This window comes from Occultella glacieicola (genome assembly GCF_004353825.1).
Taxonomy (GTDB): domain Bacteria; phylum Actinomycetota; class Actinomycetes; order Actinomycetales; family Beutenbergiaceae; genus Occultella; species Occultella glacieicola.
Genome location: NZ_SMNA01000006.1, coordinates 382,009 through 393,733 on the forward strand (window position 1 = coordinate 382,009; position 11,725 = coordinate 393,733).

At 71.9% G+C, this 11,725-nt stretch carries 10 protein-coding genes and 1 riboswitch; of the genes, 3 read left to right on the forward strand and 7 right to left on the reverse strand.

Annotation, left to right across the window (positions count from 1 at the left end; translation table 11 throughout):
* Positions 1-2 precede the first annotated feature (2 nt).
* Positions 3-527, forward strand: a complete 525-nt coding sequence (locus EXU48_RS14525) for a mycothiol transferase (protein ID WP_133108362.1) — start codon at positions 3-5, stop codon at positions 525-527.
* A gap of 68 nt (positions 528-595) precedes the next feature.
* Here EXU48_RS14525 and EXU48_RS14530 read toward each other — a convergent pair whose 3' ends face one another.
* The gene (locus EXU48_RS14530) at positions 596-1,843 is read right to left on the reverse strand and encodes an epoxide hydrolase family protein (RefSeq protein ID WP_235857039.1); all 1,248 of its coding nucleotides are present in this window, start codon (positions 1,841-1,843) and stop codon (positions 596-598) included.
* Between the two features lie 62 nt (positions 1,844-1,905).
* Here EXU48_RS14530 and EXU48_RS14535 point away from each other — a divergent pair, with 62 nt between their 5' ends.
* Positions 1,906-2,865, forward strand: a complete 960-nt coding sequence (locus EXU48_RS14535) for a helix-turn-helix transcriptional regulator (RefSeq protein WP_133108363.1) — start codon at positions 1,906-1,908, stop codon at positions 2,863-2,865.
* Positions 2,866-2,883: 18 nt separating this feature from the next.
* Here the strand turns inward: EXU48_RS14535 and EXU48_RS14540 are convergent, their stop codons facing one another.
* The 5 genes from EXU48_RS14540 to EXU48_RS14560 all read right to left on the reverse strand — a co-directional run bounded on the left by EXU48_RS14540 (position 2,884) and on the right by EXU48_RS14560 (position 9,193).
* On the reverse strand, positions 2,884-4,245 hold the full coding sequence (locus tag EXU48_RS14540; protein WP_133108364.1) for an MFS transporter: 1,362 nt from the start codon (positions 4,243-4,245) through the stop codon (positions 2,884-2,886).
* Between the two features lie 295 nt (positions 4,246-4,540).
* Positions 4,541-5,470 carry an aldo/keto reductase gene (locus EXU48_RS14545; protein WP_133108365.1) on the reverse strand — a complete coding sequence of 310 codons (930 nt, stop codon included), beginning with the start codon at positions 5,468-5,470 and terminating at the stop codon, positions 4,541-4,543.
* 16 nt (positions 5,471-5,486) lie between these two features.
* Complete coding sequence (locus EXU48_RS14550; RefSeq protein WP_133108366.1) at positions 5,487-7,217, reverse strand: FAD-binding protein; 1,731 nt, start codon at positions 7,215-7,217, stop codon at positions 5,487-5,489.
* A 96-nt stretch (positions 7,218-7,313) separates the two neighbouring features.
* Positions 7,314-8,576 carry a DNA polymerase IV gene (gene dinB, locus EXU48_RS14555; protein WP_133108367.1) on the reverse strand — a complete coding sequence of 421 codons (1,263 nt, stop codon included), beginning with the start codon at positions 8,574-8,576 and terminating at the stop codon, positions 7,314-7,316.
* 98 nt (positions 8,577-8,674) lie between these two features.
* A complete protein-coding gene (locus EXU48_RS14560) occupies positions 8,675-9,193 on the reverse strand; it encodes a hypothetical protein (protein ID WP_133108368.1) in 519 nt (172 codons plus the stop codon).
* 172 nt (positions 9,194-9,365) lie between these two features.
* Positions 9,366-9,456, forward strand: a riboswitch (glycine riboswitch).
* A gap of 136 nt (positions 9,457-9,592) precedes the next feature.
* Here EXU48_RS14560 and EXU48_RS14565 point away from each other — a divergent pair.
* Positions 9,593-10,735 carry a DMT family transporter gene (locus EXU48_RS14565; protein WP_207947744.1) on the forward strand — a complete coding sequence of 381 codons (1,143 nt, stop codon included), beginning with the start codon at positions 9,593-9,595 and terminating at the stop codon, positions 10,733-10,735.
* Between the two features lie 102 nt (positions 10,736-10,837).
* On the opposite strand, the gene EXU48_RS14570 is transcribed toward EXU48_RS14565, so the two are convergent.
* Entirely contained in the window at positions 10,838-11,689 is an 852-nt protein-coding gene (locus EXU48_RS14570; protein ID WP_133108369.1) for an aldo/keto reductase, read from the reverse strand.
* Between the last annotated feature and the right edge of the window lie 36 nt (positions 11,690-11,725).

Here is an 11,725-nt window from a genome sequence, read left to right on the forward strand (position 1 = left end):
CGATGAGCGTCAGCACCGACATCCTGGCCGACGGCTTCGCCCGCGTGCAGGGCCTGGTCCACCGTGTCCTCGATGACGCCGACGACCCGGTCCTCACCTCTCGTCTGGACCCGGCGGCGAACACGGTCGCGTGGCTGATCTGGCACCTGACCCGGGTCCAGGACGACCACGTCGCGGACGCCGCCGGATCGGAACAGGTGTGGTCCGCGGCAGGCTGGGTGGACCGGTTCGAGCTGCCGCTCCCGGCCGAGGACACCGGGTACGGTCACACCGCCGAGCAGGTCGGCCTGGTCCAGGCCGGCGCGCAGAACCTGCGCGGTTACCACGACGCGGTCCATGACCGCACCCTCGGCTACCTGGCCGGGTTGACCGAGGATGACCTCACCGCCGTCATCGACACGAGCTGGGACCCGCCGGTCACGCTCGCGGTGCGGTTGGTCAGTGTGATCGGGGACGACCTGCAGCACGCGGGCCAGGCTGCCCTAATCAAGGGAATCCTCGCCCGCACCGGGACCGCAACCCGCTGAGCCGCACGCAACGGCGGGCGGCCCGGGTCCGGTGACCCGGGCCGCCCGCCGTCCGCTGCCGCAGGAACTCAGCGCAGGCCCTCGAAGAACGCCCGGATCTCCGCCACCAGCTCGTCCGGGGCCTCCATCGCCGGGAAGTGGCCACCGACCTCGAACTCCGTCCACCGGGTGACGTTCCCCGTGTCGACGAGCGAGCGCACCGAGGGGTCGCCCGCGAACACGGCCACCCCCGTGGGCACGGTGGGCCCAGTGGGCACAGCCGTCGCCCCCTCCTGCCCGTCGGGTCCGGCTTGCGCGTCGGCTCCGGCGTATTCGGGTCGCTGGTCGTCCTCCCCGCCCGGCGGGGTCCAGTCGAGCTCGCCGTTCATGGACTCGTACACGAAGTTCGCCGAGCCGGCGCCGCCCTGGAAGAACCAGGTCAGGGTGACGTTGGTCAGCAGCTGGTCGCGGTCCACCGCGTCCTCGGGCAGGTCCTTGGCCGGGTCGGTCCAGGCCCGGAACTTCTCGACGATCCAGGACAGCTGCGCGACCGGTGAGTCGGTGAGCGCGACCGCGATCGTGGACGGCTGGTTGCTCTGCAGCAGGAAGTACCCGGACCCATGCTCGCCGAAGTCCTGCTCCGAACTCAGACGCTGCTGCTCGCGCTCCGTGAACTTCTGGCCCGGTGTCGGCTTGGCGAAGTTCGACGGGCCGTTCATGTGGATCCCGACCACGGCCTCCGGGGCCGCGCCGGCGAGCATCCCGGCCACGCCGGCACCGATGTCCCCGCCCTGGGTGCCGTACCGCCCGTACCCCAGCCGCCGCATCAGTTCGGCATAGGCGTCGACCGTGCGCGGCAGCCCCCATCCGGTGGTCGCCACCTCAGGCGAGAGACCGAACCCCGGCAGGCTCGGGATCACCAGGTGGAACGCCTGGTCCGGGTCCGAGCCATGATTGCGCGGGTCGGTGAGCGGACCGATGATCTTCTGGAACTCGACGACCGTGCTCGGCCAGCCGTGGCTGATCAGCAGCGGCATCGCACCCGGTTCGGGCGAGCGCACGTGCAGGAAGTGGACGTCCTGACCGTCGATCTCGGTGACGTACTGTGGGATGGCGTTCAGCCGCTCCTCCTGGGCGCGCCAGTCGAAGCCGGTGCGCCAGTACTCGGCCAGCCCGCGCAGGTAGCCGACCGGGGTGCCCCGCTCCCAGCCGACGCCCGGCAGCGCCACCGGCCACCGGGTCCTGGCCAGGCGCTCGTGCAGGTCGTCCAGGGCGGCCTGCGGGATGTCGATCGTGTAGGGCCGGATCTCTGTGTCCTTCTGCATGTTCTTGTCCATGTCCACGACGCTACGCATGGATGTGGCGGGTTCGCTTCCGCATCTTCTGCCACCATCGACGCATGATCTCGACGTCGGCCCGGCTCCTGCGCCTGCTGTCCCTGCTCCACACGCATCGGGCGTGGTCCGGTGGCGAGTTGTCCGAACGGCTGGGGGTGAGTACCCGCACCGTCCGGGCCGACGTCGAGGCGCTGCGCGAGCTCGGATACCCGGTCGACGCCGTCCGGGGCCCGGGTGGTGGGTACCGGCTCGTGGCCGGCACGAAACTGCCACCGTTGCTGCTCGACGACGAGGAGGCGGTCGCCGTCGCCGTCGGGCTCCGCTCGGCAGCCACCGGCGCCGTCGGCGGGATCGAGGAGACCTCGTTGCAGGCACTCACGAAACTCGAGCAGGTGCTGCCCAGCCGGCTGCGGCACCGGGTCGCGACGTTCACCGAGGCGGTGGTGCCGATCCCGACGGCGGAGCCCACCGTGGCCGTCGACGTCCTGACCGCGGTCGCCTCGGCGGCCCGCGAGCATCAGCGGTTGCGGTTCGACTACACCGATCACCGGGGCGCGGTGACCAGGCGTGAGGTCGAGCCGCTCCGGCTCGTGAACACGGCGAGCCGCTGGTACCTGGTGGCGTGGGACACCGACCGCCGGGACTGGCGCACGTTCCGGGCCGACCGGGTCGAGCCGAAGGTCCCCGTGGGGCCGCGGTTCACACCGAGAGAGCCGCCCGCCACGGACCTGGCGGCCTATGTGAGTGAGCGGACCGGGACGGCGGTCTGGGGCGTCCAGGCCCGGATCCGGCTGCATGCTTCGGCGGCGTCCGTGGCCGCGCGGATCACGCCCACGATGGGATCGGTGACGCCGATCGACGACGAGCACTGCGAACTGCGCACGGGCGGGTCCAGCCTGGAGGTCCTGGCCGCCTACCTGGGCCTGCTCGGCGTGGATTTCGACGTGCTCGCCCCGGCCGACCTCGTCGAGCATGTGCGCACCCTCGGCGAGCGCTACCGGCGGGCGGCCGACCCGCGGTGAGGACCGCCCGGGCGAGCGTCAACGCTCGGCGGGCTCCGCCGTCGGGGTCCGGATCCCGATGAACGAGAAGGCCGCGCCGACGCCCATCAACAGCGCACTGACCACCAGACCGCGGTAGAACCCGGCCAGATCGAGCATGCCGCCGACGATCGTGCCGACCATGGCCACCGCGACCAGCCCGGCCACGCGCGAGATGGCGTTGTTCACGGCGGAGGCGATGCCGGCCCGCTCCGGGGCCACGGCACCGAGCACCGCCGACGTCAGCGGGGCGACGGTGACGGTCAGGCCGAGCCCGAACAGGATCACGCCGGGCAGCATCTGGGTCCAGTAGTTCATCGGGTCGGTGACGCTCAGCATGAGCAGGAACCCGGCGCCGGCGAGCAGCGGCCCGGCCGTCATGAACAGCCGCGGCCCGTACCGCCCGGACAGCCGGCCGAACGTCGAGGACAGACCGATCATCAGGATCGTGGTCGGGATCATGGCGAGCCCGGCCACGGTGGCTCCGAAGCCCGCACCCTGCTGCAGGTAGACGACGATCACGAACCCGGACAGGCTCAGCGCCGCATAGATGAAGGTGGTCGCGAGGTTGCCCCAGGCGAAGTTGCGTACCCGGAACAGCCCGAGCGGCAGGATCGGTTGGGCCGTGGTCGCCTGCCGGCGCAGGAACGCGGCCAGAGCCAGCACGCCGACGAGCATCGGCCCCCAGATCGCGGGACTCGCCCAGCCCAGGTTGCCCTGCTCGATGAGGGCGAACACCGTGCCGCCCAGACCCACGACGGCCAGCACCGCGCCGGGATAGTCGATGGTGGCGCCCGGCCGGCGGACGTCCCGCTGCTCGAGTCGCGCGAGCAGGACCAGGCAGATCGCGATCGGGACCACGTTGACCAGGAAGGCGGCACGCCAGGACAGCAGGTCGATGAACCCGCCTCCGACGACCGGGCCGACGAGCTGGGCGACCGAGGTCCACCCGGTCCAGGACCCGATGGCGCGCGCCTGTGCGGCGTCGCGGAAGTTCGACATGATCAGGGCGAGCGAGCTCGGCACCAGGAGGGCGCCGGCGACGCCCTGGAGGGCACGCATCACCACGATGAACTCCACCGTGGGCGCGGCCGCGATGAGGGCCGAGGTGATCCCGAACCCGATCAGGCCGACCCGCAGCACCACGATCCGCCCGTACACGTCCGAGAGTGACCCCGCGATCAGGATCAAGGCACCGAGCGTGATCAGGTAGGCGTCGACGATCCACTGCTGCGAGCTCAGTCCGCCGCCGAGCTCGTCGCGGATCGCGGGCAGCGCGACGGTCGCGAGGGTGCCGTCGAGGAACGAGACGAATGATCCCAGCACGGCGATCGCGAGCACCAGGCGCTGTTCGCGCGTCACGACCCGCAGCCTAGTCCAGTCCAGCCCCCTGCCCGCGGGGTCCCGCCGCCGCTCGGTGGGCTCGGCGCTGAGCTCGGCGCCGCCGCGCACGCTTCGGCACTCAGAGCTTCGAGTTCGTCCGCGGGCGGGACCTGCACCGACGCAAACGCAACCTGGCCACGTACTTCGTGCTCCCGGTCGGCTACTCGGTCGTGGCCAGCGGTGCCATGATCGGCCGGCTCGTGGAACCACTGGGCAGGGTGCGGTGGACGAAGGAGGGACCTCCTGACCCCGACGCCGCCCGGGACCCGCGGGGTCAGGGCAGCGTGTGTCCGGCGGCGCTGAACAGCCGGTACCACTCCTCGCGCGTCAGCGGGACCTGCGAACCCGCCGCGGCATCCGCCACCCGCTCGGGACTGGTGGTGCCCAGGACCACCTGCATCTCGGCCGGGTGACGGGTGATCCAGGCGACCGCGATCGCGGCGGGGGGCACCCGGTAGGCATCCGCGAGGTCGTCGATCTCGTCGTTGAGCGGGCCGTAGTGCTCCCGGTCGCCGAGGAAGACCCCGGAGGCGAACCCGCTCTGGAACGGTGACCAGGCCTGCAGGGTGATCCGGTTCATCCGGGCGTGGTCGAGGATCCCGCTACCGCGGTCGATCGAGGCGTCCAGGTGCGCCATGTTCGTCGCGAGCCCGCTCGCGATCAGCGGAGCGTGCACGAGGCTCAGCTGCACCTGGTTCACCACCAGGGGCTGGCGCACCGACCGGCGCAGCAGCTCGATCTGCCCGGGGGTGTGGTTGGAGACTCCGAAGTTGCGCACCTTCCCGGTGCCCTGGAGTTCGTCGAACGCCTCGGCGACCTCGTCCGGTTCCATCAGCGTGTCCGGCCGGTGCAGCAGGAGCAGATCCAGGTACTCGGTGCGCAACGCGACCAGGGACTCCTCGACCGTCCGCACGATGTGAGCCTTGCTGAAGTCGTAGAGGCCCGGCCGGATCCCGACCTTCGACTGGATCAGGACGGACTCCCGTTCCGCCGGTCCGAAGCTGATCGCGTCCCCGAACCGCTGCTCACAGGCGTGCCGCTGTCCCCCGTAGATGTCGGCGTGGTCGAAGCTGTTCACGCCGTTGTCGCGGGCCACGGCCACCAGGGTGCGGATCTCCTCGTCACGCAGTTGGGCGATGCGCATCATGCCGAGCACCACGTTGGAGGCGTTCAGGTCGGTCCCGTGGATCGGAAGGATCTTCATGACCCCATCTTGGCGGCTACTCCACGAGTTTGCCCTCCTGCGACACCTCGCCGATCAGGTCGGCGATCTCCGGTGGCACCGGTGGGACCGGCTCTCGCACCACCCCGGCTCCCGGGGACCAGACCAGGTTGACGGCGAGTTCGGGGTCGAGGTCCGGGTGGTCGCTGCGGTTGTGGCAGCCGCGGGTCTCCCGGCGTTCGAGGGCGGCGGCCAGGGTCGCGCGGGCCGCGAGCGCCGAGGCCTCGAGGTCGAACGCGTGGGCCAGGTCGGCGTAGCCGGCGATGTCGGGGTGGATGCCGACGGCGCCGATCCGCTCCTCGATCGCGTCGAGTTCGTCGAGGCCGGCGCGCAGGCCGGCCTCGTCACGCACCACCCCCGCGTGCTCGGTCATGGTGTTCCGGATCGCTCGCTGCAGGGCGCGCACATTCTCCGAGCCCTCAGCAGCGAGCAGGTCGTCCACCTCCGTCCGGGCCTCGTCGACGGCGGCGGCGGAGCGTCGCTGCGCCTGGAGTCCGGCCGAGTACTCGGCCGCTGCCCGCCCCACGATCCGGCCGAACACGAGGAGCTCGATCAGGGAGTTCCCGCCGAGCCGGTTCGCACCGTGCAGCCCGCTGGATGCCTCTCCGATCGCGTACAGACCGTCGACGTCGGTGCCGTGATCCTCCGGCCGGACCCAGACCCCGCCCATCGAGTAGTGCGCGGTGGGCGCGATCTCGATCGGGCTCGTGGTGATGTCGAGCATCTGGAGTTCCAAGAGCGTCTGGTAGACGCGCGGCAGCCGGGTCATGATCGTCTCCCGCGGGAGGTGGGACACGTCCAGCCAGACCCCGCCGTTGTCGGTTCCGCGACCCTCGCTGATCTCGGTGTAGGCGGCCAGCGCGACCCGGTCGCGGGTGGACAGCTCCATGCGCTCGGGGTCGTAGCGGGTCATGAACCGCTCGCCGAGACCGTTCCGCAGGATCCCGCCCTCGCCGCGGGCCGCCTCGGACACGAGCGTGCCGGCCGCGTTCTGTGGTTCGAGGAGCCCGGAGGGATGGAACTGCACGAGTTCCGGATCCCGCAGGCGTGCGCCGGCCTCCACGGCCAGCCGGAACGAGTCGCCTGTGTTCTCGTCCCGCCGGGAGGAGGTGCGGCGCCAGATCCGGGTGTGCCCGCCGGCGGCCAGGATGACGGCGTCGGCGTGGATCAGGTAGCGGGTGCCGTCGGTGAGGTCGAAACCGTAGGCGCCGAAGACCACGTTGTCCCGGACCAGGATCCGGGTGATGTACACGCCGTCCAGGATCGGCACCTCCACCTGTTCGGCCCGGCGGACCAGCGTGCGCTGGATCTCCAGGCCGGTGTAGTCGCCGGCGAACGCGGTCCGCCGGTAGGTGTGCGCGCCGAAGTACCGCTGGGAGATCCGGCCGTCCTCCTCCCGGGCGAAGGCCATGCCGTAGCGCTCCAGGTCCGCGATGCCCCGGCCCGCCCCACGCGTGACGATCTCGACGGTGTGGGGGTTCGCCAGGTGGTAGCTCTCCTTGATCGTGTCCGCGGCGTGCTGGCGCCAGCTGTCCTGCGGATCCATGGTTCCGAGTGCGGCGTTGATCCCGCCGGCGGCGAGCGCGGTGTGGGCGTCGAGCCGGGGCCGCTTGCCGACCGCGAGCACGGCCACCCCGGCCTCGGCGAGCTCGATGGCGGCTCGCAGCCCGGAGCCGCCCGTGCCGATGACGAGGACGGAGGTGGAGAGTCGGTGTTCTGCGGCGGACATGTGGGGGTCCTTCGGATCGGGGCTCGGTGCCTTGCACACCTATGACCACGCTAGGCACCGAGTCGTGACAGCCCCGGGCCGAAGGTCCCTGGACGATCAGCCCAGATCCTTCTCGGCGAGCTCCCGGAAGTCGTCCGGGACCCCGGCCCCACGGCCGAGCGTGGCCGGCAGGTACCCCACGGCGTCCTTGCCGAACCGGGCCCGGGCGGCGTCCATCGAGGCGTCGAGCGCCCACCGGGCCGACCCGGGCGCCGAGCCCGGCCGCCAGGGATCCTCGGTGCCGAGCGGGAGTTCGAGCTGCACCCCGCGCTGGGGACCCAGGTTGGAGACCGAGATCGCGAGCAGACTCACCTCCGGCACCGGTTCGCCCTGATCGCCGATCGCCTGCCAGGCGAGCCGCTCGGCGACCTCCGTGATCGTGAGCGTGGACGACACCGGCGCGCCGAGGGTGACCGACCGGGTGACCGACCGCATCCCGGCGAACCGCACCCGCACGGTGATGGTGCGCCCGGCCCGCTCCTTCGCACGCATCCGCCCGCCGACCCGCTCCGCGAGGTGACCCAGCACGGCTCGGACGAGTTCCGCCGTCGGCTCCCGCCGGCCGAGCGCGGACTGCGCGCCCACCGATCTGGCCCGCTGCCCCGCGGACACCCGCCGTGGGTCGGTGTTGTGGGCGAGGGCGTGCAGGCGCTCGCCGGCCGCGGGGCCGAGCAGAGAGCGCAGCATCCCCGGGGTGGCCCGCCCGAGCTCCCCGATCGTGTGGATGCCGCGGTCGGCCAGGTGCTGGCGGGTCACCGGGCCGACGCCCCACATCAGGGCGACCGGCAGCGGGTCGAGGAACTCCCGCTCCCGCTCGGGCTCGACGACCACCAGCCCGTCGGGCTTGGCCACCTGGGAGGCCACCTTCGCCAGGTGCTTGGTGCGGGCGGCGCCCACCGAGATCGCCAGCCCCACCTCCGCCCGGACCCGTTCGCGCAGGTGGGCGCCGATCACGCCGGGCGGCCCGAACAGGTGCACCGAACCGGACACGTCCAGGAACGCCTCGTCGATCGAGATCCGCTGCACGGCCGGGGTCACGTCACCGAGGATGTCCATGACCTGATCCGCGAGCGGCTGGTAGCGCGTGAAGTTGCCGCGGACGAACACCAGTTCCGGGCACAGCCGGGCGGCCCGCCAGCCCGGCATGCCGCCCTGCACCCCGAACGCCTTGGCCTCGTAGGACGCGGCCAGCACGACTCCCCCGTGCGCGCTGCCCCCGACGGCGATCGGCCGGCCCCGCAGCGCAGGGTTCAGCAGCTGCTCGACCGAGGCGTAGAACGCGTCCAGGTCGGCGTGCAGGATCGTGGGCCCGACGAACACGACCCGATCCTAGTCGAACATCCGTACGACGTCGAGAGATCGGGCGACCCCCGCGCGGGGAGGGCCGGACGCGGCGGTCCGGTCGGGGTCGGTCGGGGTCAGTCCGTGGCCACGTCCCAGGTCCCGATGTCCGCGAGGGTCACGCTCGACAGTTCCGCCCCGGCCGCCGTGAGCAGCGCGACGCAGTCCACGAGCGGCTCGGTGTCGGAGAAGCCCGCCGTCGCCGAGCCGTCCGCCGTGCAGTCGAAGTCGCCGATCACCCGCAGCGGTTCTGCGTCGCCACCACCCGAGACCCGACCGGACCACCCGTCGGGGGCGAGGGAGGGCACGAGGGCGCGATCGACGTCATCGAGCGTGCCCTCGGTCAGCCCCATGGTCACGGTCACGAACCAGGGTGTGCGACCGGCCAGTGAGGAGGCGTCGACCCCCATCTCGCCGAGTTCGACGGTGGTCCCGGACCGCACGTCCGTGACCGTGACGGCGAGGGTGGCGGAGTCGCCGGCACCGACGTCGATCGACTCCCCGACGGCGACCGCGTCGGTGCCCTCGGCGGAGCAGGCGGCCAGGAGCAGGAGGCCGACGGCGGCGGCCAGGGCGGCTGGGCGGGTGCGTTTCATCCTCCAACCGTAGGGGGCTCCACCCACCGTCGGGTCCCACCGCGGGCGGCTCAGGAGGTCGGTGGCGTCCAGCCCGTCACCGCGTCCGCGACCCCCTGGCCAACGTCGGGTGCCCGATCTCCTCGAGGCTCGGCTGCGGCATAATGGGGCCCGAACGACAACTGAATGCCACCGAACCGCGGCGGGAGAGTCCCGCAGTCGCGGGGCGCCGAAGGAGCAACCTCCCCGGGAATCTCTCAGGCCCCCAGACCGCCAGCGGCGAGGCTCCTCTGGAAAGCAGCCCTTCGGGGTTCACCGACGGTGCAAGCGGGTCACGCCCGCGAAAGCTCTCAGGTCCGATGACAGAGCGGGGAACACCCCCGCTGTCGGCGTACCCAGCGCCCTGTCCCAAGGAGTCCCGTGGCTCTCATCCTCGGCACGACCCCGACCACCCCCGAGCGCTCGCTCACGAGCGAGCCCGGCCGTGTCCGCGAACCGCTCTCGGGCCGTGGATCCCCGAACCGGCGGCTCGGCATCCTCGCCATCATCGTGTCCGCGTCCGCCATGGGCGCGGCCGGACTGTTCAGCCGGATGGCGACGCCGTCCGGCGCCGTGATCGGTGAGTCCCTGACGCTCGGGCGGATGCTCGTCGGGGCGATCGGGACCCTGGCGGTGCTCGCGCTGGCCGGCCGGATCCGGCAGCTGCGCCGGGTGCGCCTGTCCGCATCGGTGGTCCTGGGTGGGGTGTTCCTCGGCCTCTCGCTCGCCACCTACATCTCCGCGACCGTGCTGACCGACCTCTCCCGGGCGGTCGTGCTGCACTACATCGGTCCCGTGCTCGCGACCGTCCTGGCCCGGGTCCTGCTGAAGGAGCGGCCAGGACGCCTCGATGTGCTCTCCCTCGGGATCGGGTCGATCGGCATGGTGCTGGCGGCCGGTCTGCTGGTCTCGGGCGACGCCGCGGCCCATCCCCCGGAACAGCAGCGTCTCGGCACCATCCTCGGGATCGCCTCCGGCCTCAGCTACGCGGTCGCGTTGCTGTGCTACCGCTACCGCTCCGACATGCCGGCCGACGTGCGGAGCTTCTGGAACTTCCTCTTCGGCGCGCTCGGAACCGGCGCGATGGTCGCCGTGACCCGGCCGGACCTGTCCGGCCTGACGGCGTCGAACTGGGCATGGGCCGGCACGTTCTTCCTGGTCTGCGGTCTGCTCGCGCTCGGCCTGCTCGTCGTGGCGGGCGCACATCTGCGGGCCGCCGAGCTCTCGAGCCTGTCCTACTGGGAGATCGTCGTGGCCATCGGGATCGGCGCCGTCGCGTTCGGTGAGGGCATCTCCCCGCTCGCCGCCGTTGGCGTGGTGCTCATCGTGGTCGCGATGGTCCCGATGCTGGCCCGCCGGCAACCCGGCCGGCGTCCGGCGAGATGCCGGCCGCCCGGAGCCGCTGACGCGATCGGGGCGGTCGACGACGGCGCTGCGACCGGATCGTCCGGGTCCACGGACTCCGCGCGACCACCTGGTCGCCCTCGACCCGGACCCCGATCTCCACGACCACATCGCCGGTGAGGTCCGGCGCGAGCGTCGCGGGCCGCGAACGTCCTCCGCCGACGCGACCCGGCACCACGGGTGCCGGGTCGCGTCCGCTCCGTTGCCCGGGTGCGACCCGGGTCAGGCCTTCTTGGCGAAGTCCTCCGGGAACCCGTTGAACTCATCCGGGTGGAACCCGGTCCGGTCGCCGCGCTCGAGGCCGTTGACGGCCTCGATGTCGGCGTCGGTCAGCTCGAAGTCGAAGACGGCGATGTTCTCCGCGACCCGCTCCGGGGTGACCGACTTCGGGATCACGATGTTGCCGAGCTGCAGGTGCCAGCGCAGCACCACCTGGGCCGCACTGCGGCCGAGCCGCTCGGCGATCGCAGTGATGACCGGGTCGGCCAGGACCCGCCCCTGACCGAGCGGGCTGTAGGCCTCGGTGGCGATCCCCTGCGCCGCGTTGAACTCGCGGACGTCACGCTGCTGCAGGTAGGGGTGCACCTCGATCTGGTTCACGGACGGCAGCGGCAGGCCGGCCTCCACGAGCTGCTCGACGTGGTGGGGCAGGAAGTTGGAGACGCCGATCGAGCGGATCCGGCCGGCGTCCTTCAGCTCGCTGATCGCGCGCCAGGAGTTCACGGCCTCACCGCGCTTCGGTGCCGGCCAGTGGATCAGGTAGAGGTCGACGACGTCCCGGCCCAGCGCCTTCGCGCTCGCGTCGAACGCGGCGAGGGTGCTGTCGTAACCCTGGTCGTCGTTGGCGAGCTTGGTGGTCACGAACACCTCGTCGGCGCCGAGCGACGAGGCTGCGAGGGCCGCGCCCACGCCGGTCTCGTTGCGGTAGCGGGCGGCGGTGTCGATCGCGCGGTAGCCCGCCTCGAGGGCGTGCGTCACGGCGATCTGGGTCTCCTCCGGCGGCACCTGGAACACGCCGAAGCCGAGCTGCGGGATCGTCACGCCGTCGTTCAGTGTCACCTGGGGATGGGTCATGGTGCTCCTTCTCTCGTCGCTGTCTGCTTAGGTATG

Bases quoted from the DNA above. Each gene is read 5' to 3' on its own strand.
- EXU48_RS14525 (WP_133108362.1), top strand. From the start codon at position 3: ATGAGCGTCAGCACCGACATCCTGGCCGACGGCTTCGCCCGCGTGCAG.
- EXU48_RS14530 (WP_235857039.1), bottom strand. From the start codon at position 1,843: ATGGACAAGAACATGCAGAAGGACACAGAGATCCGGCCCTACACGATC.
- EXU48_RS14535 (WP_133108363.1), top strand. From the start codon at position 1,906: ATGATCTCGACGTCGGCCCGGCTCCTGCGCCTGCTGTCCCTGCTCCAC.
- EXU48_RS14545 (WP_133108365.1), bottom strand. From the start codon at position 5,470: ATGAAGATCCTTCCGATCCACGGGACCGACCTGAACGCCTCCAACGTG.
- EXU48_RS14550 (WP_133108366.1), bottom strand. From the start codon at position 7,217: ATGTCCGCCGCAGAACACCGACTCTCCACCTCCGTCCTCGTCATCGGC.
- EXU48_RS14560 (WP_133108368.1), bottom strand. From the start codon at position 9,193: ATGAAACGCACCCGCCCAGCCGCCCTGGCCGCCGCCGTCGGCCTCCTG.
- EXU48_RS14570 (WP_133108369.1), bottom strand. From the start codon at position 11,689: ATGACCCATCCCCAGGTGACACTGAACGACGGCGTGACGATCCCGCAG.